Annotated in this window: 23 protein-coding genes and 1 riboswitch; of the genes, 4 read left to right on the forward strand and 19 right to left on the reverse strand. The window is 64.8% G+C overall.

Annotation, left to right across the window (positions count from 1 at the left end):
• Positions 1–1280 (reverse strand): DUF4914 family protein (locus Q0K23_RS08595; RefSeq protein WP_294520763.1); only part of this gene is annotated, 1280 nt, incomplete at its 3' end.
• 540 nt (positions 1281–1820) lie between these two features.
• Here Q0K23_RS08595 and Q0K23_RS08600 point away from each other — a divergent pair.
• Positions 1821–2396 carry a xanthine phosphoribosyltransferase gene (locus Q0K23_RS08600; protein ID WP_294520767.1) on the forward strand — a complete coding sequence of 192 codons (576 nt, stop codon included), beginning with the start codon at positions 1821–1823 and terminating at the stop codon, positions 2394–2396.
• Between the two features lie 104 nt (positions 2397–2500).
• Here the strand turns inward: Q0K23_RS08600 and Q0K23_RS08605 are convergent, their stop codons facing one another.
• From Q0K23_RS08605 to Q0K23_RS08615, 3 genes are all read right to left on the reverse strand, one after another.
• Entirely contained in the window at positions 2501–2887 is a 387-nt protein-coding gene (locus Q0K23_RS08605) for a pyridoxamine 5'-phosphate oxidase family protein (RefSeq protein WP_294520770.1), read from the reverse strand.
• A gap of 107 nt (positions 2888–2994) precedes the next feature.
• Positions 2995–4068, reverse strand: coding sequence for a histidinol-phosphate transaminase (gene hisC / locus Q0K23_RS08610; protein ID WP_294520773.1), 1074 nt, complete (start codon positions 4066–4068; stop codon positions 2995–2997).
• Positions 4065–4259, reverse strand: coding sequence for a DUF951 domain-containing protein (locus Q0K23_RS08615; protein ID WP_294520775.1), 195 nt, complete (start codon positions 4257–4259; stop codon positions 4065–4067). Before Q0K23_RS08615 ends, hisC begins: the two co-directional genes overlap by 4 nt.
• Positions 4260–4406: 147 nt before the next feature.
• Here Q0K23_RS08615 and Q0K23_RS08620 point away from each other — a divergent pair, with 147 nt between their 5' ends.
• On the forward strand, positions 4407–5345 hold the full coding sequence (locus Q0K23_RS08620; protein ID WP_367179044.1) for a S1 RNA-binding domain-containing protein: 939 nt from the start codon (positions 4407–4409) through the stop codon (positions 5343–5345).
• 38 nt (positions 5346–5383) lie between these two features.
• On the opposite strand, the gene Q0K23_RS08625 is transcribed toward Q0K23_RS08620, so the two are convergent.
• The 11 genes from Q0K23_RS08625 to Q0K23_RS08675 form a co-directional block, all read right to left on the reverse strand.
• Positions 5384–6001 carry a folate family ECF transporter S component gene (locus Q0K23_RS08625; protein WP_294520781.1) on the reverse strand — a complete coding sequence of 206 codons (618 nt, stop codon included), beginning with the start codon at positions 5999–6001 and terminating at the stop codon, positions 5384–5386.
• Positions 6002–6092: 91 nt separating this feature from the next.
• Positions 6093–6209, reverse strand: a riboswitch (THF riboswitch).
• A gap of 93 nt (positions 6210–6302) precedes the next feature.
• The gene (gene recO / locus Q0K23_RS08630) at positions 6303–7061 is read right to left on the reverse strand and encodes a DNA repair protein RecO (protein WP_294520784.1); all 759 of its coding nucleotides are present in this window, start codon (positions 7059–7061) and stop codon (positions 6303–6305) included.
• Positions 7062–7365: 304 nt separating this feature from the next.
• Positions 7366–8259 (reverse strand): GTPase Era, encoded by an 894-nt coding sequence (era, locus tag Q0K23_RS08635; protein WP_294520787.1) that lies wholly within the window; start codon positions 8257–8259, stop codon positions 7366–7368.
• A 67-nt stretch (positions 8260–8326) separates the two neighbouring features.
• Positions 8327–8581 carry a hypothetical protein gene (locus Q0K23_RS08640; protein WP_294520790.1) on the reverse strand — a complete coding sequence of 85 codons (255 nt, stop codon included), beginning with the start codon at positions 8579–8581 and terminating at the stop codon, positions 8327–8329.
• 2 nt (positions 8582–8583) lie between these two features.
• On the reverse strand, positions 8584–9078 hold the full coding sequence (gene ybeY / locus Q0K23_RS08645) for an rRNA maturation RNase YbeY (protein WP_294520793.1): 495 nt from the start codon (positions 9076–9078) through the stop codon (positions 8584–8586).
• Positions 9075–9566 carry a hypothetical protein gene (locus tag Q0K23_RS08650; protein WP_294520796.1) on the reverse strand — a complete coding sequence of 164 codons (492 nt, stop codon included), beginning with the start codon at positions 9564–9566 and terminating at the stop codon, positions 9075–9077. The genes ybeY and Q0K23_RS08650 overlap by 4 nt, the downstream gene beginning before the upstream one ends.
• A complete protein-coding gene (locus Q0K23_RS08655; protein ID WP_294520798.1) occupies positions 9563–10084 on the reverse strand; it encodes a hypothetical protein in 522 nt (173 codons plus the stop codon). The genes Q0K23_RS08650 and Q0K23_RS08655 overlap by 4 nt, the downstream gene beginning before the upstream one ends.
• A gap of 2 nt (positions 10085–10086) precedes the next feature.
• The gene (locus tag Q0K23_RS08660) at positions 10087–11055 is read right to left on the reverse strand and encodes a PhoH family protein (protein ID WP_294520800.1); all 969 of its coding nucleotides are present in this window, start codon (positions 11053–11055) and stop codon (positions 10087–10089) included.
• Between the two features lie 42 nt (positions 11056–11097).
• Positions 11098–12348 carry a sporulation protein YqfD gene (locus tag Q0K23_RS08665; protein ID WP_294520803.1) on the reverse strand — a complete coding sequence of 417 codons (1251 nt, stop codon included), beginning with the start codon at positions 12346–12348 and terminating at the stop codon, positions 11098–11100.
• Positions 12349–12366: 18 nt separating this feature from the next.
• On the reverse strand, positions 12367–12648 hold the full coding sequence (locus Q0K23_RS08670) for a YabP/YqfC family sporulation protein (protein WP_294520807.1): 282 nt from the start codon (positions 12646–12648) through the stop codon (positions 12367–12369).
• A 105-nt stretch (positions 12649–12753) separates the two neighbouring features.
• Positions 12754–13923 (reverse strand): CCA tRNA nucleotidyltransferase, encoded by a 1170-nt coding sequence (locus Q0K23_RS08675; protein ID WP_294520810.1) that lies wholly within the window; start codon positions 13921–13923, stop codon positions 12754–12756.
• A 161-nt stretch (positions 13924–14084) separates the two neighbouring features.
• Between Q0K23_RS08675 and murC the strand changes: the two genes are divergently transcribed.
• A complete protein-coding gene (gene murC / locus Q0K23_RS08680; protein ID WP_294520813.1) occupies positions 14085–15461 on the forward strand; it encodes a UDP-N-acetylmuramate--L-alanine ligase in 1377 nt (458 codons plus the stop codon).
• A 75-nt stretch (positions 15462–15536) separates the two neighbouring features.
• On the opposite strand, the gene Q0K23_RS08685 is transcribed toward murC, so the two are convergent.
• From Q0K23_RS08685 to Q0K23_RS08695, 3 genes are all read right to left on the reverse strand, one after another.
• Positions 15537–16967 (reverse strand): hypothetical protein, encoded by a 1431-nt coding sequence (locus Q0K23_RS08685; protein ID WP_294520816.1) that lies wholly within the window; start codon positions 16965–16967, stop codon positions 15537–15539.
• Positions 16964–17509, reverse strand: a complete 546-nt coding sequence (locus Q0K23_RS08690; protein ID WP_294520819.1) for an RNA polymerase sigma factor — start codon at positions 17507–17509, stop codon at positions 16964–16966. The genes Q0K23_RS08685 and Q0K23_RS08690 overlap by 4 nt, the downstream gene beginning before the upstream one ends.
• A 90-nt stretch (positions 17510–17599) precedes the next feature.
• Positions 17600–18262: a Crp/Fnr family transcriptional regulator gene (locus Q0K23_RS08695; protein ID WP_294520822.1), complete on the reverse strand. Its 663-nt coding sequence runs from the start codon at positions 18260–18262 to the stop codon at positions 17600–17602.
• Between the two features lie 87 nt (positions 18263–18349).
• On the opposite strand from Q0K23_RS08695, the gene Q0K23_RS08700 reads away from it, so the two are divergent.
• Entirely contained in the window at positions 18350–19063 is a 714-nt protein-coding gene (locus Q0K23_RS08700) for an ATP-binding protein (protein ID WP_294520826.1), read from the forward strand.
• A 96-nt stretch (positions 19064–19159) separates the two neighbouring features.
• Here the strand turns inward: Q0K23_RS08700 and Q0K23_RS08705 are convergent, their stop codons facing one another.
• Positions 19160–21652: an ATP-dependent Clp protease ATP-binding subunit gene (locus Q0K23_RS08705; protein ID WP_294520830.1), complete on the reverse strand. Its 2493-nt coding sequence runs from the start codon at positions 21650–21652 to the stop codon at positions 19160–19162.
• Positions 21653–21675 lie beyond the last annotated feature (23 nt).

Below are 21675 nucleotides of genomic sequence, written 5' to 3' on the forward strand. Positions count from 1 at the left end.
CCCATGATGCCGTAGGTGGGCTTCTTGGCGGTGCAGGGGGGCATGCGCACGCCGAAGGAGCGCACGTCCACCTCCACGGGGGACCAGACGATGTTGGGGATCATGCGGCGGGGAATGATGACCCGGGGATTGGGGCAGGGCTTGCCGTCGGAGTCCAGGGTGTGCTCCCACAGCAGGCAGGTGGCCCGGGGCACGCCGTCGATGTTGAAGAACACCAGCGGTTCCTTGCTGTGGATGGAGATCCCCTCATAGAGGGGGTCGCTGCCGTACTTGGTGATGCCGTCCACCCGGACGAACCAGCCGTCCTCGCCGTCGGCCACGGCCAGCTTGCCGTTGTTCTTCTGGAAAGAGGGGTGGCAGATGGCCATGTCGTCGGTGACGGGCTCAATGGTACAGGTGTCGCTCATGCTGATGTACCGCTCGTCGCCGGTGATGGTGCTCACGCCCAGCAGCACCCGGCCGTCGGAGCCACGCTGCACGTCCTGGAGCAGCTCGCTCTTGCCGCCGCCCGAGGCGCCCTCGTGCATCATGACCATCTCGTTCTCATAGGGGGTGATGATGCGGGCGGTGCTGGCGTGGGCGGTGACCCAGCCCTCCCGCTCGCCGATGTCCAGCAGGACGCTGTAAATGCCCTTCTTGGCGGAGGGGCCGGGATACAGATTGTAGGAGAAGATCTCGTGCAGGTCCTCGTGGCGGCAGTGGACCACCACCTGCTTGCCCTTGAAGTGGGTGTGCCGGAAGGGCGGCGCCACGTACACCACGGAGCGGGGCTTGAAGTGCTCCACGTTCTTCATCTCCACAAAGGCCTGGAGCTGGGCCAGGGTAAAGGCGAAGAAGGCCGCGTTCCGGGGGCAGACCAGCACGGAGTCGTACCCGTACTGATAGCCGCCCGCCTTGAAGGGCACCAGGATCAGCTCCTGCCGGGTGAGCCACCGGAAGGTCTCCTCCCGCAGCTCGGAGAAATCGTAGCCGTAGACGTCGGCAAAACGGGGCTTGTCGGTGGGGCCGTCATCCGCGATGCGCATGCAGTCCGGGTCACGGCGGCGCATATAGTCCTCGGTGAAGTTGACAGAGGCGCCGTTTTTGCAGCGCACCACCTCCGCTTCCTTCACATTCTTGCCGTTGACATCGTAGAGCACCTCGATCTTGTCGGTGTACTCATTGCCGAAAATCAGCTCGAACAGCACTTCCTTGCTCTCCGGAATGATAACGCTGGGGCTGTTGTAAATAATGTTCTGCAGCTCCTGCGGAAGTGTGAATTTCTCAAACAAAACGTTCATTAAGGGTTCCTCACTTTCTCCCGCCCGGCCCACCGGCCACGCGACGCGTATATGAATTACTTTACCGTGAAACAAGTGCTTTGTCAATATGCAAAATTGCGATAAGCCGGAAATCAACTTGCATTTTCCCGGCAATAACCTCAGACTTAACCTTTCGTCCCGGTTTCCCCGGCTTTTCCCCGCATTCAACCGGCGGGCAGGGAGTGGGGCCGCTGTCCGCCTCCGCCGGCGCGGGGGAAAAAAGCGCCCTGTTCTTGCAGGGCTGGGAAGCCGATATTTCAAAAACTTCGCATTTCGGAGGGTATCCCGCTCCCCCTCCCCCGCCCCGCTCTTGCAGTTTTCTCCGCTTTCGTCTATAATAAACTCTGTTGAAGAAATCGCTCCGCGGCCCCGGGGCCCTGCTCCGGCTGAAACAGGCCGGACCCCTGCGGAAGCTGCGCTCCGTGCCCGCCAAGGGGCGTCTCCACTATTCTATGTTGAAAAGATCTGTTTGCCAGATCTCCTGCCGGCCCGGGCCGCGCAGCACAGAAAGGAAAGAAAATGGACGATCTGAAACGCCGGCTCCTCAACGACGCCGAGGTCGGGGAGGGCAACATCATCCGGGTGGATATGTTCCTCAACCACTGCCTGGACATGGACCTGATCGAGCACGTGGGCAACGCCCTGGCCAAGCGCTTCCGTGGCGACAAGGTAACCAAAGTGCTCACAGCCGAGAGCTCCGGCATTGCGGTGGCCTGCTTTGTGGGCCGGGCGCTGGATGTGCCGGTCATCTACGCCAAGAAGTTTCAGACCGGGTACATCGACCCGGAGGTCTACTCCGCCGAGACCCACTCCTTCTCCCTGGAGAAGTCCTACACCCTGCGGGTCTCCAAGCGGTATCTGGAGGAGGACGACCGGGTACTGCTGGTGGACGACATCCTGGCCAACGGCCAGTCCATCCTGGGCCTGGCGGAGATCGTCTCCAAGGCCCGGGCCGAGGTGGCCGGCGTGGCGGTGGCCATCGAAAAAGCCATGCAGGACGGCGGCAGGGTCCTGCGCCGCATGGGCTTCCGGGTGGAGGCCCTGGCCTGCGTGGATCGTGTGGAAAACGGAACCATCATCCTGGCCGACGACTGACCGCCCTCTGCCGCGGCCGGCGTCAGGACAGAGAAAACGGGAGGCCCGGGCAATTGCCCGGGCCTCCCGTTTTCTGTCTTTCTCTGTGCCTCCCGCCGGACCGCTTACAGCACCTTCTTGTTGTCCGGTCCGGGAGAGGTGACGATGACCTTGTCCGGAGTGATGACCAGCGCGCCCTTGACGGTCATGGCGCCGTGGAACACCGCCATGGCCTTCTCCCGGAAGGCGTCCACCACCGGGCCCTCGGTCTGGTACACGGCGGTCCCCTTGACCTGGTAGCCCTCAGAGGTCTTGGGGTCAAAGGCGGAGACGGCAATCTTCCCGTTGGCCTGCACGTTTTTCACCGTGGTATCCATCATCACGTCGCCCACCACCAGCAGCCCGTCCTCGGTGACATCCTTGAAGCCCACCGGAACCACATTGGGCACGTCGGAGCAGGTGGCCACGCTCCACACATTCGCTTTCAGTACCTTCACAACATTTTCCGTCACAAGGGGTCCCTCCGTTTCTCTAAAGCATTGGCGATCAGGGGTTCTTTTCCCATTATATCGCCTTTTTTCGCCTTTGAAAAGCGGAGGGGGAAAATTTTTCCTGCTTCTCAGTCCCCGGGGAACTGCCGGAGCAGCTCCTCCATGACCCGACAGAAGGTGTCCATGTCCTCGTCGGTGCCGATGGACACCCGCAGGCAGTTGGAGATGCGGGGCTTGTCCCACCAGCGCACCAGGATGCCCCGCTCCCGCAGGCCGTCCAGCAGGGCCTTGGCGGGGGCGTGCTCGTGGGAGATGAAGAGGAAGTTGGTGGACGAGTCGTAGACCCGGAAGCCCATCTGCTTTAGGCGGCAGGCGGTGACCTCCCGGGTGTTGCTCACCTTGGCCACCACACAGCGGAAGTAGGGGTCGTCCCGGATGGCGGCCACCGCCCCCGCCTGGGCCAGCCGGTCCACGGTATAGGAGTTGAAGGAGTTCTTCACGCAGTTGAGGGCGGCGGTCAGGTCGGCGCTGCCCATGGCGTAGCCCACCCGCAGGCCGGCCAGGGAGCGGGACTTGGACAGGGTGCGCACCACCACCAGGTTGGGGCAGCTGTCCAGCAGGGCCACCGAGGAGTGGGCGCCGAAGTCCACATAGGCCTCGTCCACCATCACCACCGCCTCCGGGTTGGCGTTGGCGATCTCCCGGATGGCGTGGAGGGGCAGCTCACGGCCCGTGGGGGCGTTGGGGTTGGCGATGACCACGCCGCCGTTGCCACCCAGGAACTGCTCCACCGGCACACCGAAGTTCTCGTCCAGCGGGATCTCCCGGTAGTCCAGGCCGAAGAGCTGGGCGTAGACGGGATAAAAGCTGTATGTAATGTCGGGGAACACCACGGCCTTCCCCGGGGTGAAGAAGGCGTAGAAGCACATGGCCAGCACTTCGTCGGAGCCGTTGCCCACAAAGATCCGGTCCGGGCTCATGCCGTGGTAGGAGGCGATGGCCTCCCGCAGCTCGGTGCACTCCGGGTCGGGATAGAGCCGCAGGGCGCTGCCCGCCTCCTGCCGGATGGCCTCCGTCACCAGCGCGGAGGGGGGATAGGGGTTTTCATTGGTGTTCAGCTTGATAAACTTCCGGTCTCTGGGCTGCTCCCCCGGCGTATAGGGCACCAGCTCCCGAATCCGTTCGCTCCAGAGTTCCTTCATGTGTTTTCCTCCCCGGTACGCAGAATTTTTTTGATATTTTTCTCCGCCTTGCTGCGGGGCAGCATCAACTCATGGCCGCAGCCCTCACAGCGCAGTTTGAAGTCCATGCCCACCCGCAGCACCTGCCAGCGCTTGCTGCCGCAGGGGTGCTCTTTTTTCAGCTCCAGCACATCGCCCACGCGCACATCCATGGAAATTCCTCCTGTCCGGCCCCGGGCCGTCCAAAAAATAGAATTACCTATATTATAAGTTTCTCTCCCTTTCCCTGTCAATTCGCAGAGCCAAACCGCATATAGTGGCCTGTCGGGAAAAATCTCCGCTGCGGCCGAAAGGATTTGGTGAAATTGACGACTCTGTTTCCGCCTGAAGGGCGGCTGCTGCACACCGAGGAGAATCAGGCCCTCTGCGCCACAAAGGCGGGGCTCATCCGGGCCATGGAGGGGCGGCGGGTACTGGAGGGAAAGGCCGTCCTCTGCGACGCCGGCCACAATCTGACTGTAACGTTAGGTCCCTTTACAGGCTACATCCCACGGGAGGAGGCGGCCCTGGGCATCGCAGAGGGAACCACCCGGGACATCGCCATTCTCTCCCGGGTTGGGAAGCCTGTCTCCTTTACAGTTGAGGCGGTGGAGCAGGAAGCGGGCTTGCTCCGGCCGCGGCTCTCCCGCCGGGCCGCCCAGGCCATGGCCCTGGAGCGGCTGATGGACACCCTGGAGCCCGGCATGGTCCTCCCCGCCACAGTGTCCCACCTGGAGCCCTTTGGGGCCTTTGTGGACATCGGCTGCGGCGCGCCGTCCATGATCAGCATCGAGCGCATCTCGGTCTCCCGCATCCCTCATCCGGACCGGCGCTTCACCGTGGGGCAGGAGATCTTCGCCGTGGTGCTGGCGACCTGTCCCGATCTGGGCCGGGTGGTCCTCTCCCACCGGGAGCTGCTGGGCACCTGGCAGGAGAACGCCGCCCGGTTCTCCGCCGGCATGACTGTGCCCGGCTGGGTGCGGGGCGTCAAGGAGTACGGCATCTTTGTGGAGCTGGCCCCCAACCTGTCCGGCCTGGCCGAGCCCAGAGGGGACCTCCACGAGGGGGACCGGGTCTCCGTGTACATCAAGGCCATCTTCCCCGAGCGGATGAAGATCAAGCTGCTGGTCATCGAGAAGCTGCCGCCGGAGGGACCACAGCCGCTGGCCTACTTCCTGCCCCCCAGCGGGCGCCTGGACTGCTGGCACTACGCCCCCGAGGGCTGCCGCAAGGCGGGGGCCGAGACCATGTTCCGATAGAAAAAAAGGGAGGATGCCGGGGCATCCTCCCTTTCCTTTTAAATAAATGCCAGACGCCGCTCGGCCTGGTTGGGCAGGGCGCCCATCCGGTAGAGCACCGGCACCAGCGCCCCGAAGAGCACCACCAGCATGAGGGTCTGCACGGGGAGCATCAGGGTGTTCTTGACCATGCTGTTGGTCATGTAGTAGAGGTAGCCCTTGCTGTACAGGATCGCGCTCCACAGGCTGCCCAGGAACACGTTCATCACGTTGGTGCACAGCTTGGCCAGGAAGATGCGCAGCACCGTCACCCGGGCCCGGTAGAAGAACAGGGCGTAGATCAGGGTACCCAGCATGGTGGTGAGCATATAGCCCGGGAAATAGGGCTCGCCGCTGGAGGCCAGGAAGAAGGACAGGGTGTCCTCCGCCGCGCCGAACACCAGGGCGGTCACCGGGCCGCACACCAGGGCGCACAGGGCCCGGGCCAGAAAGCCGAAGCTGATCTTCAGCCCCGCGTAGATGGGGATGGAGAACTTGGAGAGGATGATGCAGGCGGCGATCATCAGCGCGGCGAAGACCAGACTGCGCAGGCTGCGGAATTCCTTCATGGCGCAGCGCCAGTAGGCGGCGGAGAAGGGCGTCTTGAACATGGTGCGGTTTTGCTGAAAAATGGGCATAAAAAAGCCTCCTTCTGTATTCGGCAGCCCGCGGAAAGCGGGAACGCCGCACAGAGGAGGGCCGTGGTCTCCCACAGCGCGCCTGATATGCGGCAGCGGGATGCGGAGGGCGTACTGCAAGCCTGCGGCTTTTCGTCCGGCGGACAACTCCCCGTCCCGCCGGCACTGGACCTCTTGCGAGGTACTGCACACGCGCTCCTACTCTGCCTGATAGAGGCCATTATAGCCCCGAGCCGGGAAAAATGCAAGCAGAAATCCGCCGGACCCGGAAATACCATTCCAGGCCCGGCGGACCGCGCCCTCACGGCCGGAGGGCGGAGAGCTGCTTGTAGAAGTCCAGGGTGCCGAAGCCCCGTTCCAGCTGGGTGAGAAGAAAGGCCTCGCACACGTCGCTCATCTTCTTCTGGGACGGCGTATCCAGCTTGAAGGAGAACAGGCGCTTGGGGTCGCCCATCACCACGTGCCGCATGGCGGCCAGGGACGGGCCGTCCAGGGGCATGGACACCCCGTCCCCCACGCCGCCCCGGCAGCGGGCGCAGTGGAGCACCCCCTCCCGCAGGTGGAGCCGGGGCTCCTCCGGCTCGGGCACGCCGCACACCGCGCAGGCGTCCAGCAGGGGCTCGTACCCCGCCAGTGACAGCAGCTTGAGCTCGTAGGCCGCCTTCACCAGGGGCAGGGGCTTATTGAGCTTGTCCAGGGCGTAGAGGGAGTTGAGGATCAGGGACAGGAGATCCGGGTCCGCCCTGCCCTCCTCGGCCACCGTCTCCATCACCTCGGCGAAGTAGGAGCCCAGGGCCAGCTTGTCCACGTCCTGCCGCACCCCCCAGAACTGCTCCAGAGAGTCCCCCTGGTCCATGGACCAGTAGTCCCGGTACTCGAACAACGTCAGCTCCGAGTACACCAGCAACTGGGCCGCGGCGGCCAGCGGGCTGTTCTTCCGCCGGCAGCCCCTGGCCTTGACCGTCAGCTTCCCCAGGTCCCGGGTGAGGACGGTGAGGATTTTATCCGATTCCTTGTAATTGACCTCCCGCAGGACGATCCCCTGGGTCGTCAGGTGCATATGATTCACCACGCAGTATGTATATTTCCCGCTCCAGCCGAACCGGCCCGGCGAACCGCGGGTTCGCCGGGCCGGACCGAAGCAGCGCGCTATGCGGTTTTGCTCTCCTCCGCCCGCTCCGCCTCTTCCCGCAGGAGGGCGTACAGGCTGTACGCCTCAGGCAGTCCGGTGGCAAGAAACAGCCGCCACATGGTCTCCCAGTCCATAATCCAAGCCCCCTCGTCCATAGCTTGGCCCGGAGCGCCCGGTTTATGAACGGTAAATTTTGCGGCAGAGCGTCGAAAAGGCAAATTTCAAGGCTCTCTTACTCGTCCCGGTAGCCGAAGTTCTGGATGAGATTCAGATTGTCTCTCCAGTTCTCCTTCACTTTTACCCAGGTCTGGAGGAACACCTTGGTGCCCATGAAGCGCTCGATGTCCTGCCGGGCCAGGGTGGAGATCTTCTTGAGCATGGCGCCGCCCTTGCCGATGATGATGCCCTTGTGGGAGTCCTTCTCACAGTAGATGGTGGCGTCCATCTCGATGACCTCATCGTCCCGCTCCACAAACCGGGTGACCTCTACGGCGGTGCCGTGGGGAATCTCCTTGTCCAGGCACAGGAGCAGCTTCTCCCGGACGATCTCGGCGCACACCTGCCGCTCGGGCTGGTCGGTGACCATGTCCTCGGGGAAGAGCTGGGGACCCTCGGGCAGGAACTCGCTCAGCACCTGGAGCAGGTCCTCCAGGCCCTCGCCGTTCTTGGCGGAGATAGGCAGGATGGCGTCGAAGCTGTGCTTCTCGCCGTAGGCCTGCATGACCGCCAGCAGCTCGTCCTTCTTCACGGTGTCGATCTTGTTGATGACCAGCACAGAGGGCACGCCCAGGCCCTTGATGCGCTGGATGAGTTCCTCCTCCGGCCCGCCCACATGGGGGATGGGCTCCACCAGCAGCATGACCGCGTCCACGTCGGCCACGCTGTCCCGCACCACCTTCACCATGTAGTCGCCCAGACGGGTCCGGGCCCGGTGGAGGCCCGGCGTGTCCATAAACACGAACTGGCACTCCCCCCGGTTGAGCACGGCGCAGATGCGGTTGCGGGTGGTCTGGGGCTTGTTGGTGACGATGGCGATCTTCTCGCCCACCAGGGCGTTGGTCAGGGTGGACTTGCCCACATTGGGCCGCCCCACAATGGCGATCATGCCGGATTTTTTGATTTCCATAGGTTATCCTCAACTTTCTTGAGCAATTTTATTCCTATGCGGCTTGTTTTTTTACAGGCCGCATATTTTACTGTTTGTCCTGCTTCTCCAGCAGGGCGCGAATGGCGGAGAGCTCCTCCTTCAGCTCGGAGTGCTCCTTCTCCCGCTTTTCCCGCTCGGCCGCAGCCGCACCCACCACGATGCCCGGCAGGGCCATGAGGAGAAGCAGCATCACCATCTGGAGCAGGCCGTTTCCCCCGCCCAGGCCGCTCAGCACCATGAGGATGAGATAACAGAGGGCGACGGAGAGCAATCCTCCGCCGATGATGTATCCGTACCGCATGATTACCCCTCCTGTCCTCTGGTGATCCCCAGCTGCTCCAGGATGGCCTCCTCACGCGCCCGCATCTGGGCCTTCATGGGGCCCTCGTCCATGTGGTCGTACCCCAGCAGGTGGAGCACCGAATGGACGGCCAGATAGGCCACCTCCCGGCGGGTGCCGTGGCCGTACTCCTCCCCCTGGGCTTTGGCACGCTCCAGAGAGATGACCATGTCCCCCAGAGGCACCAGTCCGGTGCCCGGGTCGGCGTCCTCCTCGGTGGGATGCTCCCCGGGCCGGAGGTCGAACATGGGGAAGGAGAGCACGTCGGTGGGACGGTCCACGTCCCGCTGCTCCAGGTTGATCTGGTGGATGCCCTCGTCGTCGGTGAAGAGCACGTCCACCTCCCAGGGCACCGCCACCCCCTCCGCCTCCAGGGCGGCGGGAATGACCTGCCGCAGCAGGTCGGCGTAGGGCTCAGCGCCCTCCACCTCAGTCTCAATAATCAGTTCATGGTTCACGGAGCATCCTCCTTCTTTTTCTTTGGGCTGTCCACATGTTCGTCCAGCACCCAGGGCAGGTACAGGGTACAGTCCAGGTCAAAGTGGGGCAGCGGAAATTCCGGCTCCACCGGGAAGGTCTCGTGGCCCAGTATCATACTACCCCAGGGCAGATTCACCAGCGGCCCCCAATCGGGGCCGTTGTCCTTCCCGGCGGGTCTGTCCAGAATGGTTCCCGCCACACGCCAGGAGAGCTCATAGAGCAGCCCCTTCTCCCGCCAGTTCTCCTCGTGGTAGAGCTCGCACACATAGGTGGCCTTCTCCGGCGGGATGGACAGGCTGTCCAGAATGGCCAGCAACTCCTCCGGCAGCTTCCGCACCCGGGCCAAAGCCACGAAATTGCGGCAGTGGCCGCATTCACAGTCCCAGGGCTCCGCCTGGGCGTAATAATCCCGTGTGGCGGACTCATCCACCTCCACCGTATAGCCGAACCATTCAAAACGTGTCACTGCCCCATCGCCGCCTCCCTATAGGCCTGGGCGGCCTCCCAGAACGCTACCGCGTAATAGATGGCCGCCGCAAAGGTGAGCACCAGGCCGGCCAGAGCCAGTCCGGGGACGAAGAAGATCAGCGCGTAGGCCACAATGATGCCGCCCAGCATGACCTTCCAGCCCGCCAGAAGTCCGGCGCTCCTCATGTCCCGGTTGTAGACCGCCTCCAGCTCCCGGACGCCCTCCACAATGCGGTAGGTGACCAGCAGCTGAAGGCAGACCCCCGCGATAGTCAGCGCCACTTCAATAACCGCCATGGCAATTGTCACATTCAAGAGCTGCTTCAGCCACATCAGACCGGTAAAGATGGCCGCGCCCACGGTCAGGCTCCTGATGTTCTGGAAAACCTTGCTCTCAGGCACCTCGCCCAGGCCGGACCAGATCAGCAGATAGCCCACCCAGGCCGGGGTGACACACAGCCGCCCCAGGTTGATGTCAATGAACAGAAACAGCAGCCCCCAGAACATCTTCTTCATGGTCAGCGCCCCTCCTTCTCTCTGGCACGCTTGGCGTTGCGGCGGTTCTCGTCCTCTTCGTATGCCTTGATGATCCGCTGGACAATGACGTGGCGCACCACGTCGGCCTGGCCCAGCTTGCAGATGGCGATGTCCTCCACGCCGCTCAGCACCCGCATGGCCTCCTTCAGGCCGGAGACCTTGTCGCTGGGCAGGTCGATCTGGGTCACGTCGCCGGTGATGACGATCTTGGAGCCAAAGCCCATGCGGGTGAGGAACATCTTCATCTGCTCCCGGGAGGTGTTCTGGGCCTCGTCCAGGATGATGAAGCTGTCGTCCAGGGTGCGGCCCCGCATGTAGGCCAGGGGGGCCACCTCGATGTTGCCCCGCTCCAGGTACTTCTGATAGGTCTCCGGCCCCAGCATCTCAAAGAGGGCGTCATACAGGGGACGCAGGTAGGGGTCCACCTTGCTCTGCAGGTCGCCGGGCAGGAAGCCCAGCCGCTCGCCGGCCTCCACCGCCGGGCGGGTGAGGATGATGCGGTTGACCTGCTTGTCCCGGAAGGCGGCCACCGCCGCGGCCACCGCCAGGTAGGTCTTGCCGGTACCCGCCGGGCCGATGCCCAGGGTGACCAGGTTCTTCTTGATGGCCTCCACGTACTTCTTCTGGCCGATGGTCTTGGCCTTGATGGGCTTTCCCTTGGCGGTGACGCACAGCACGTCCCGGGCCAGGTCCCCGATCCGGTCCTCGTTGCCCGACCGGACCAGGGAGATGATATACCGCACGTTCTGCTCGTTGATGGTCTCGCCCCGGGCGGAGAGGGAGATGAGCCCCTGGATGGCTTTCACGCCGTACATCACGTTCTCCGCCTCGCCGGACACCTTCAGCTCCCCGTCCCGGCTCACCACCGTGACGCCCAGCTCCCGCTCGATGATGCGGATATTTTCGTCAAAGGAGCCGAAGATATTGACGGCCTCCTCCATTCGTTCCATGCTTATCGTCTGTTCAATCAAACTTCTACGCTCCTCGCTGCTTCAGCCTGAAAGGTCTTGGCCCTCCTCTGGCTGGGTTTCGTTTTTCTGTTGTCCCTCATAGGGCACAAACCGCCCGATCTCCTCCCTGCACTCGGCCTGGAGCCGGACCAGGAGCATGCCGCTCTGTTCCCGGGTGGTAAAGTCCATGGAGACCACCTCTCCCTTCTCCCCCAGGGCGTCCAGCAGGTCTTCCTCCAGCTGCCCCCGGAGCAGCGCCTCCGCCGCGGCCGGGTCCACCTGGGCGGAGACGGTCTGGTAGGCCCGGACCGTCTCCCTGGTCAGGGACAGGGGCATCTCCTGTCCGCCGGGCAGACGGGCGGTCCATACGTCGCTTATTTTATCATACCTCTCATAGGAAATGCTACTGTTTCCATAAAAATTGACCCGCCAGCCCAACAGGCTCAGGGACCAGAAGGACTGCTTCTCTCCGGTGTAGGCCTTGACCTGGGCCGTCAGTGGGATCTCCGCCTCCAGTGTGCGCCAGGTGCGGGCGTACACCCGGCCCTGGGCCCGCACCTGCCGCCAGCCCAGGTCGATGCCGCTGTACTGCGCCCCCTCCATGTGGATGTTGCCGGTGATGAGCACCTGCCCCTCCACCACCGTGTCCCCCTCCTCTACGGCGGGCTCGCCTCCCAGCACCTCCACCTGGGTCACAATGCCGGGCACTGCGGCCACCACGTCCCCCAGCTCCGTCTCGTCCACCACCTCCGGCGGCTCGATGCGCTCCCGCACCAGCACCTCGGCCACGGTGCCCTTCAGGTTGATGGCGCACCAGGACAGATCATCCAGCTGCAGCAGCAGCTTCTGGGCCGTGGCCGCCGGGTCAATGCCAGGGCCGTACACCCCCGGGCGCACCCCCAGACGGCGCAGCTCGGTGAGGATCTCCGCCGTGGTGACGGTCTCATTGCCCGACACCTCCACGGTGAGCACGAACTGAGACAGCACGCACACAGCCGCCAGGGAGAGCACCAGCCCGGTGAGCAGGGCGTACCGCCTGCGGAACCGGGCCAGGAAAAAGGGCACGCCGCCGCTCTTCTGCCGCTTCACCTGGCAGGAGGCCCGCTCCCCCAGGGCCTGGGCCCGTTTGGCGTCACGCCGGGGGACGGTGATGGCCACCCGGCCTGTCTCCAGCCACTCCACGGCCCAGAAGGCCACGCCGTTCTGGGCGCACAGGTTCAGAAACCGCTCGGGAAAAGCCCCCTCCGCCTCCAGGCGCACGCTTCCCCGGAGAAAATTGATCACCTTCTGCATGCTCCACCTCCAGCGGCCCTATGTCAGGTCCACCCCTTCGATCTCCCCTGTGATCAGCAGCTCGCTGGCGTTCATGGCCTTCAGCTCCAGGCCCTTGCCCCGGATCTTCAGGATCAGCTTGCCGCCCGAGACGTGGATCTCCTCGGTGCCGTAGGCGAGAATCCCCTTGTGGTTCTCCATCCGCAGCTCCCGGCTGCCGGTGATCTCCACCCGGGGCAGCCCGGCCACCACGTCCCCGGGCAGGTCCAGGACCTGAGCCGTCTTTTCCAGCAGCCCTTCCCGCTTCTGCCGCTTCTCCACCGCGCCCACCTCCTCGTCCTGTTATCCATATGACAGAACCTCGCCCCATTTGCCTGTCCCATACAAAAAAGGGACGGCCATGGGCCGTCCCTCAGTCTCCCGTCTTCACTTCAGCAGTTCCCTCAGCCGCTCCGGGCGGTTGTCCTCCGGGTGGTCCAGCACGTGGTCCAGCAGCCGGCGCTGGGCCGCGCCGATGTCCGCGCCGCGGTAGCCCATGGCCAGCAGCTCCGCCCCGGACAGCGCCAGGTCCCGCACCGTCACGCAGTTCCCCTCCGCCAGGGTCTCCCGGAGCGCCTCCCGGTATGCGCCGCCGGTGCGGGCGTCCTCCATGGCAGCGGCGGCCGTACAGGCGTCCTCCCCCTGCTCCGCCAGGGCCCGGCGCCACGCCGCCCTGTCCCGGGGCATATGCTTCCCCAGCTCCGCCCCGGCGGCGCAGGCGTGGACGGTGCGGCCGTCCAGACGCAGGGCCCTGAGAAAGTCCCCCGCGTCGGTGATATCCCCCTCGTCCAACAGCAGGGCGCACAGGGCGGCCCACCGCTCCAGCGGACTGGCGGCCACCCGGTGGAGGGTGGTCAGGTCGGGCTGGGCCTCCGCCCCCACGAAGGGGGACAGCAGCCCCCAGGCGAACAGCCCCTCTCCCCGCTCCGGCCAGGGCGAGAGCAGGGTCTTCTCCAGCTCGGTGCGCACCCGCTCGGCGGACAGGCGGGCAGTCAGTCCGGCGCTCTTGCGCAGGGCCTCCGCCGTGGCGCTCTCAATGGCAAAGCCCAGCTGGGCGGAGAACCGCACCGCCCGCAGCATCCGCAGGGCGTCCTCCCGGAAGCGGCGCTCCGGCTCCCCCACGCAGCGGATCACCCGGTCCGCCAGATCCCTCCGGCCGCCGAAGGGGTCGATGACCGCCCCGTCCGGCCCCAGGGCCATGGCGTTGATGGTGAAATCCCGGCGGGACAGGTCCCCCGCCAGGTCGCCGCCAAAGGTCACCGCGTCCGGGTGCCGTCCGTCGGCATAGCCGCTCTCGGCGCGGAAGGTGGTGACCTCCACCCCGCCGTCCTCTGTCAGCACGGTCACGGTGCCGTGCTTGATGCCGGTGGGCACGGTGCGGTCAAAGAGTGCCATGACCTCCTCCGGCTGGGCGGAGGTGGTCACGTCCCAGTCCCCTGGAGCGCGCCCCAGCAGCAGGTCCCGGACGCAGCCCCCCACCGGGTAGGCCTCCCGTCCCGCCGCCCGCAGACGGGCGCACAGCGCCGCCACGCCGCCGGGAATCACACTCGTATCCATGCGCCTCACCTTCTCTCCGGTATGTTTTCCGCCGTCCGCGTCTATAATGGAGACATATGGAATTGGCCTTGCCATTTTCCTTGGTTCATATTATAATATTTTTCCTGGGCAAGACCAAGTATCATTTCATATTATATTTTCAAGAAAAGGGAGTGCTCCCTGTGTCTGATTTGAATATTCACGATTATTTCGTCCCCGGCTGCCACGCCCATCTGGTGGGCATCGGCGGCGTATCCATGGCCCCCCTGGCCGAGGTGCTCCACGGCATGGGCATGGTCATCACCGGCTCCGACATGCACGAGAGCGCCACGGTGGAGCATCTGCGCTCCCTGGGCATCCAGGTGGCCATCGGCCACCGGGCCGAGAACCTGAACGGCGCCAGGCTGGTCATCCGCACCGCCGCCGCCCACAACGACAACCCTGAGATCTCCGGCGCTCACGCCCGGGGCATCCCCGTCTTCGAGCGGGCCCAGGCCTGGGGCGCCATCATGCGGGGGTACAAGAACGCCCTGTGCATCTCCGGCACCCACGGCAAGACCACCACCACCTCCATGTGCACCCACATCGCCATGGCCGCCCAGGCCGACCCCACGGTGATGATCGGCGGCACCCTGCCCCTGCTGGGGGCTGGCCACCGGGTGGGCCGGGGCGACACCATCATCCTGGAGAGCTGCGAATACTGCGACTCCTTTCTCTCCTTCTTCCCCACCGTGGCGGTGATCCTGGACATCGAGGCCGACCATCTGGACTTCTTCAAGGACCTGGCGGACGTGGAGCACTCCTTCCGCACCTTTGCCGACCTGGTGCCCGAGGACGGCGTCATCGTGGCCAACCGGGACGACGAGAACACCATGCACACCCTGGAGGGCGAGACCCGGCCCATGGTCACCTTCGGCCTGGAGGAGGGCGACGTCCACGCCGCCAACCTGACCTGGAACCGGGGCCTGCCCACCTTTGATATCATCTGGAAGGGCCAGCCCTTTGCCCATGTGTCCCTCCGGGTGCCCGGGGTGCACAACGTGAAGAACGCCCTGGCCGCCGCCGCGTCCGCCATTGTGCTGGGCATGCCCGCCAAGGCGGTGGAGGACGGCCTGTCCGCCTTCCGGGGCGCCGCCCGCCGCTTTGAGCACAAGGGCAGCTACCACGGCGCCGAGGTCTACGACGACTACGCCCACCATCCCGGCGAGCTGAAGGCCCTCTTCGCCGCCGCCAGAAGCCTGGGCTATGATCGGATCATCTGCGCCTTCCAGCCCCACACCTACTCCCGCACCAAGGCCCTGTTCGACGACTTCGTCCAGGTCCTCCAGGAGCCGGACGTGACCCTGCTGGCCGAGATCTTCGCCGCCCGGGAGGACAACACCATCGGCATCTCCTCCCGGGACCTGGCCGAGCGCATCCCCGGCTCCCGGTACTTCGCCACCCTCCCCGAGGTGACCGACGCCCTGGCCCAGCTTGCCCGCCCCGGCGACCTGATCCTCACCGTGGGCGCCGGCGACATCTACACCGCCGGCGAGGCCCTGGTCCAGCGCCAGGACTGAGCACGCCTGAAACGCAGAAAATGGCCCTCTGCCCGGAACAGTTGTGTTCCGGGCAGAGGGTCTTATTGTTATGGGTCACTTTTTCTGGCCGGGCAGCTCGGTGAGCCAGCCGGTGGGCACGGCGGCGCCATCCTGGATGGCGTACATCCGGTAGCCCAGGGAGAAGCCGGTGACCTGCGCCGGGTCAATGGGCGCGGGGAAATACCAGGTGACGGCAAAGTGCCGCTCCTTCCCCGGCTCTGTCACATCAATCCCGTAGTACACCTTCCCATCCTCAACAACCCGAGTCATCCGCTCATCCAGGTCGGAGATCTGGCCCCAGCCCTCGATGTCAATCCGGGTGCCGTCGGCCAGGTAGACGCTGACCGGATAGGCGGCGGGAGTGCCGCCCTTGCTGGTCAGCTCCAGACGGAGGCTGATGGCGGTCAGGTCCACACTCGTCATGGACATGCCGCTGAGGGTCTCGGACATGGTGGCTGACCGCTGGGACAAATTTTTGGGGAAGAAGGTCAGCTCCCAGTTTCCCTCAATGCTCTCCTCGGTATAGAGCCTGATGTCCATGTCCTCCAGCTCCAGATGGGACAGGCTCTCCCTGGTAAACACATCGCTGTCGGGGAAGCTGACGTCCAGATAGCGCCCGTCCCCCCAGACAAGCTGGTTGATTCTGTAACTGAGTATTTCCCGGTTATCCAGCTTCATGAAGGGGGTGGGGTCTGCGGCACACGTTACGTCTTCCGCCATCTCATACAGGATATGGAACACGCCGTTTTCATCAAAGCCGGAGGAGGAAATCCAGATAAGGTCGGTGCCCTCCAGCTTCACCGGGTTCTGGCCGGGCAGCAGTCCCCTGGCCTCGGCGCCCGAGTTCACCGACTTCTCGGTCAGCTCCTCGTCGGTGAACAGGCGGCTGCTGCGGGCGGCGGTGCTCAGGACCTCCTCCGGGAAGGGGATGCCCGTCAGCTCCCGGAGTCCGGGCTGGAAGCTGGCAAAGGTCAGGGTCAGGCTGCCGTCCTCATTGAAATACCGGCTGGTCATCATGGGCATCTCCAGCAGGGCGGTGCGGGTCTCAGGGTCGTAGCTGATGCAGCTGGTGCCCAGCCTGCCATTGTAGGTCAGGTTCTCGCTCAGGCGGTCGCCGGTCAGGTCGGTGACCGACACGTAGGTCTTGGTGCCGCTCTCGTCGCTGAGGGCGGCCACCACGCTGACCTTCAGCCCCTGGTCGGTGACGGACACGCCGTCCACGTCCTGGACATAGGGGGCGAAGATGCCCAGGTGCTCCATCAGGGCGTCCCAGTTGGTGCCCACTGCCAGGGCGGTGCCGGTGAGGGCGATCATCGCGGCGGCCATCACGGCGGCAATGCGGATTTTCTGTCTCATATAGATGCTCCTCTCCGAGGGGTCGGCATTGAGGGCGGTGTTCACCCTGCGCCGAATGTCAGCGGGGTTGATTTCCGGGCATGGGCCGTTCAGCTCCATGTCCTTCCAGAGCCGTTCCATGCTGCTCACAGTCCTTCCCCTCCTTTCGTCAGAATCTCCCGGAGCTTTTTCCTGCCCCGGGACAGACGGATGCGGGCTGCGCCCGGGCTCAGGCCCAGGCCCCGTACCGCCTCGCTGAGTTTCTCGCCGTAGTAGTAGTGTCGGAGGAAGAGAGTCCGGTCCGGCTCCCCCAGGCCGTCCACCGCCTGCCAGAGCCGCTCCGCCTGGTCTCTGGCGGCGGCGGTCTCCTCCGGTCCCTCCGCCGGGGACGGCCCGTCGTCCTCCGGCAGGGGCACGGTGGGCTTTGACCTGCGGAGGCAGTCCGTGGCCCGGTTGCGGGCCACTGCCCCCAGCCAGGGCCGCAGGCCCTGTTTCGGGTCCAGCTCGCCCACATGGGACCACAGGCTGAGGAACACATCGGAGACCACCTCCTCCATGTCCTCCCGGGTGGCGGAGGCCCCCAGGGTGCGCCAGACAATGGTACCGACATAGGCGGTATATCGGTTGATGGCCTGCTCCAGCGCCGTGCGGCTGCCCTTCTGCAGGCGGCGCACCAGCTTTTCATCCTCCATGCCGCCACTCCTCTCTTCCTAAAACCGGTTTCGCTCTGATATACGGACGGACGGAGAAAAAGGTTTCACATGGGACGAGAAATTTTTTCTCTACCGCAGCAGCCGGAAGCGGTTCTTCTCTGCCTCCAGAATCCCCTCCCGCCGCAGGGCGGACAGCTCCCGGGACAGGGCGCTCCGGTCCACGCAGAGATAGTCCGCCAGGGCCTGCCGGTCAAAGGGGATGGCAAAGGAATCGCTCCCGGCCCTGGCCGCCTGGGCGGAGAGATAGGAGAGCAGTTTCTCCCGGATGGTCCGCTGGGACACATGCTCCAGCTTGGCGGACAGGAGGATGTTCTTCCCCGCCAGCACGGACAGCAGGTTGGTGACCAGACGGCTGTGGAAGGTGCAGGAGGAGGGGCAGACCCCCACCACCCGGGCGATGTCCAGCAGCAGCACGCCGCTGTCCTCCACCGCCCACACCGACACCGGCAGGGCCTCGGTTCCGGCACAGGCGTGAGCCTCGCCGAAGATGCCCGACGGAGGCACCGAGGAGAGCACGGTCCTGCGGCCCTCCCGGTCCTCCCGGCACACCTGGAGCCGCCCGGACAGCACCACGCCCAGCCAGCGGGCGGGCTCCCCGGCCCGGAACACCGCCTCTCCCCTGCTGAATTTCCGCTCCACCGCCCCCAGGCAGTCCAGCATGGCCTCCATATCCTGCTCTGCAATTCCGGCGAAAAGAGGTGTCTTTCGGAGCACCGGCAGAAATTTCCCCATGTTTTTTCCTCCTGCGTTGCAATTGCAACAGAAAATGTGATACCAGTATAGTATGATTTCCTTACAAACGCAAGGAGGGTTTTCCCTATGATTCGGAAGATTATCAAGATTGACGCGGACAAGTGCAACGGCTGCGGCGCCTGCGCGGCGGCCTGCCATGAGGGGGCCATCGGCATGGTGGACGGCAAGGCCCATCTGCTCCGCGAGGACTACTGCGACGGCCTGGGGGACTGCCTCCCCGCCTGCCCCACCGGGGCCATCACCTTTGAGGAACGGGAGGCGCCCGCCTACGACCACGCCGCCGTCATGGCCTCCAAGGCGGCCAAGGAGAAGGCCGCTGCCGCGCCCAGCCCCTGCGGCTGCCCGGGCAGCATGAGCCGTGCCATCCGCCGTGAGGCCCGCCCCGCCGCCGCCGGTGAGATCCCCAGCGAGCTGCGGCAGTGGCCGGTCCAGATCAAGCTGGTCAACCCCATGTCCCCCTGGCTGAGCGGCGCCGACGTGCTCATCGCCGCCGACTGCACCGCCTATGCCTACGGCGCCTTCCACCGGGACTTCATCCGGGGCCGGGTGGTGCTGGTGGGCTGCCCCAAGCTGGACGAGGGAGACTACACCGACAAGCTCACCGAGATCTTCCGCCGCAACGACGTGCGCAGCGTCACCGTGGCGCGCATGGAGGTGCCCTGCTGCGGCGGCATCCAGCGGGCCGCGGAGCAGGCTGTGGCCAACTCCGGCAAGGCCATCCCCCTCACCATCTCGGTCATCTCCGCCGAGGGTGAGATCCTCCGCACCATCAGACAGTAAGAACGACAAAACGCGCCCCGCCTCAGAGTGTCTGAGGCGGGGCGCGTTTTTGGGACAAAGAGACGGAGCAAGCGGCAGCCGCTTGCTCCGTCCTGCTTATTCTCCGGTGATCTGCACGCTCTCCCCGTCGGAAGAGGCGTGGAGGGTGCGGATGGGGTTGAGATAGCTCTCGATGATGCGGGTGGCGATGGGGTCCTCCAGGTCCTTCTGGATCTGGCGGCGCAGGTTGCGGGCGCCGTAGGTCAGGGAGTAGGACTTCTTCACCAGGTAGTCCAGCAGGCTGTCGTCGTAGGTGAAGGTGATGCCCTTCTCGCCCAGGGTGCCCTTCAGCTCGCCCAGCATGATGCCGGCGATGGCCTTGAAGTTGTCCTCGCTGAGCCGGTTGAAGTAGACGATCTCGTCCACCCGGTTGATGAACTCGGGCCGCAGGAAGCTCTCCAGGGCCTTCATAGCCCGCTCGCGGCCCTGCTCGGCGGCGGTGCGGCCGAAGCCCACGCTGCCCGAGCCCTTGGCCTCGCTGCCCGCGTTGGAGGTCATGACGATGACCGTATTCTCAAAGTTCACGTTCCGGCCCTGGGCGTCGGTGATGTGGCCGTCGTCCAGAATCTGGAGCAGGATGTTGAGTACGTCGGGGTGGGCCTTTTCGATCTCATCGAAGAGGATGACGCAGTAAGGCTTGCGGCGGACCTTCTCGGTGAGCTGGCCGGCCTCGTCGTAGCCCACGTAGCCCGGGGGCGAGCCGATGATGCGGCTCACCGCGAACTTCTCCATGAACTCGGACATATCCAGCCGGATGAGGGACTCGGGGGAGTGGAACATGTCCATGGCCAGCCGCTTGACCAGCTCGGTCTTGCCCACGCCGGTGGAGCCCACGAAGATGAAGGACACGGGCTTGCGCTTGGAGGCGATGCCCACGCGGCCGCGGCGGACAGCGGCGGCCACGGCCTTCACCGCGTCGTCCTGGCCGATGATGTGCTCCTTGAGCCGGTTCTCCAGCTGGGCCAGGCGCTCGTACTCGGCCTCCTGGATCTGGCTGGCGGGGATCTTGGTCCACAGCTCGATGACCCGGGCCAGATGGCCCACAGTCAGGGGCGGGGCGCTCTGGGCCTCCAGCTTGTCCAGCTCCTGCTGGAGCTGGAGCTCCCGGCTCTTGATGACGGCCAGGCGCTGGTAGTCCTCGTCGCCGGTGGAGGCGTTGAGGGCGCTCCGGTCCTGGACCAGCTTCTGCAGCTCCCGCTGGAGACGGCCCTGCTCCCGCTCGTTGTCCTTCATGCCGGCCTCCTGGCCGCCGGCGGCAGCCAGGGCGTTGTACTGCTCGGTGAGCTTGCTCAGCTCCCGGCGGATCTCAGACTGCCGGCTCTCGTTGGCCTTCAGGTCGCTCTGGCGCTTGAAGTCCCGGCTGTTGGCCTCGGCCACCAGGGCCTCCCGCTCCTTGGAGATCTGCTCCAGCTCCTTTTTCAGCTGGGCCTCCCGGGCCAGATTGGCGTTGTGGAGGTTCACGTCGGAGCAGGCCTCGTCGATCAGATCGATGGCCTTGTCGGGCAGGTAGCGGTCGGTGATGTACCGCTCGCTCATGGTCACGGCCATACGGGCCATCTCGGGGGAGATGGACACGAAGTGGTACTTCTCATAGTAGGACTTGATGCCCATGATGATCTTCACCGCGTCCTCAATGGAGGGCTCCTCCACGATGACAGGCTGGAACCGGCGCTCCAGGGCGGAGTCCTTCTCGATGTACTTGCGGTACTCGGTGAGGGTGGTGGCGCCGATGACCTGGATCTCGCCCCGGGACAGGGCGGGCTTGAGGATGTTGGCGGCGTTCATGCTGCCCTCGGCGTCGCCGGCGCCCACGATGTTGTGGACCTCGTCGATGACCAGGATGATGTTGCCCAGCTTCTTGACCTCGTCGATCAGGCCCTTCATCCGGCTCTCGAACTGGCCGCGGAACTGGGTGCCCGCCACCAGGGCGGTCAGATCCAGCAGGTAGACCTCCTTGTCCTGGAGCTTGTAGGGGACCTTGCCCGCGTAGATCCGCTGGGCCAGGCCCTCGGCGATGGCGGTCTTGCCCACGCCGGGCTCGCCGATGAGACAGGGGTTGTTCTTCTGGCGGCGGTTGAGGATCTGGATGGTGCGCTCGATCTCCTCATCCCGGCCCACGATGTTGTCCAGCTTGCCCTCGGCGGCCTTCTGGGTCAGGGAGATACAGTAATTCTCCAAAAACTTCCGCTTGGGGGCCCGCTCCTTGCCGGGCTTGTCCTCCCGGGGACGGGACTCCTCCTTGGGCTGGCTGTCGCCGCCCTGGGCGCCGCCGAAGAGCTTGTTGAGGAAGGGGAACGTGGCCGTGCGGCCCTCGTCGTCCTCGTCGCTGCCGGGGTCCTCCCCCTGCGGCACCAGGCCCTCCATGCCCTCGGCGCCGCCAAAGGCGGAGAGCATCTCGTTGGTCAGGCCGTCCAGGTCCTCGTCGGTGATGCCCATCTTCTGCATCATATCCTCAACGGGCTTGATGCCCAGCTCTCTGGCGCACTTCAGGCACAGGCCCTCGCTCTTGGTCTCGCCGCCCTCGATTTTCTGGATAAAAATAACAGCCACATTCTTATGACATCTGGAACAGA

The organism is uncultured Pseudoflavonifractor sp., assembly GCF_944387275.1.
GTDB lineage: Bacteria > Bacillota > Clostridia > Oscillospirales > Oscillospiraceae > Pseudoflavonifractor > Pseudoflavonifractor intestinihominis.

Coding starts and splice junctions, on each gene's coding strand:
- Q0K23_RS08600 (WP_294520767.1), top strand. CDS start 1,821: ATGGACGATCTGAAACGCCGGCTCCTCAACGACGCCGAGGTCGGGGAG.
- hisC (WP_294520773.1), bottom strand. CDS start 4,068: ATGAAGGAACTCTGGAGCGAACGGATTCGGGAGCTGGTGCCCTATACG.
- Q0K23_RS08615 (WP_294520775.1), bottom strand. CDS start 4,259: ATGGATGTGCGCGTGGGCGATGTGCTGGAGCTGAAAAAAGAGCACCCC.
- Q0K23_RS08625 (WP_294520781.1), bottom strand. CDS start 6,001: ATGCCCATTTTTCAGCAAAACCGCACCATGTTCAAGACGCCCTTCTCC.
- recO (WP_294520784.1), bottom strand. CDS start 7,061: ATGCACCTGACGACCCAGGGGATCGTCCTGCGGGAGGTCAATTACAAG.
- era (WP_294520787.1), bottom strand. CDS start 8,259: ATGGAAATCAAAAAATCCGGCATGATCGCCATTGTGGGGCGGCCCAAT.
- Q0K23_RS08640 (WP_294520790.1), bottom strand. CDS start 8,581: ATGCGGTACGGATACATCATCGGCGGAGGATTGCTCTCCGTCGCCCTC.
- Q0K23_RS08655 (WP_294520798.1), bottom strand. CDS start 10,084: ATGAAGAAGATGTTCTGGGGGCTGCTGTTTCTGTTCATTGACATCAAC.
- Q0K23_RS08660 (WP_294520800.1), bottom strand. CDS start 11,055: ATGGAACGAATGGAGGAGGCCGTCAATATCTTCGGCTCCTTTGACGAA.
- Q0K23_RS08665 (WP_294520803.1), bottom strand. CDS start 12,348: ATGCAGAAGGTGATCAATTTTCTCCGGGGAAGCGTGCGCCTGGAGGCG.
- Q0K23_RS08675 (WP_294520810.1), bottom strand. CDS start 13,923: ATGGATACGAGTGTGATTCCCGGCGGCGTGGCGGCGCTGTGCGCCCGT.
- Q0K23_RS08690 (WP_294520819.1), bottom strand. CDS start 17,509: ATGGAGGATGAAAAGCTGGTGCGCCGCCTGCAGAAGGGCAGCCGCACG.
- Q0K23_RS08695 (WP_294520822.1), bottom strand. CDS start 18,262: ATGGGGAAATTTCTGCCGGTGCTCCGAAAGACACCTCTTTTCGCCGGA.
- Q0K23_RS08700 (WP_294520826.1), top strand. CDS start 18,350: ATGATTCGGAAGATTATCAAGATTGACGCGGACAAGTGCAACGGCTGC.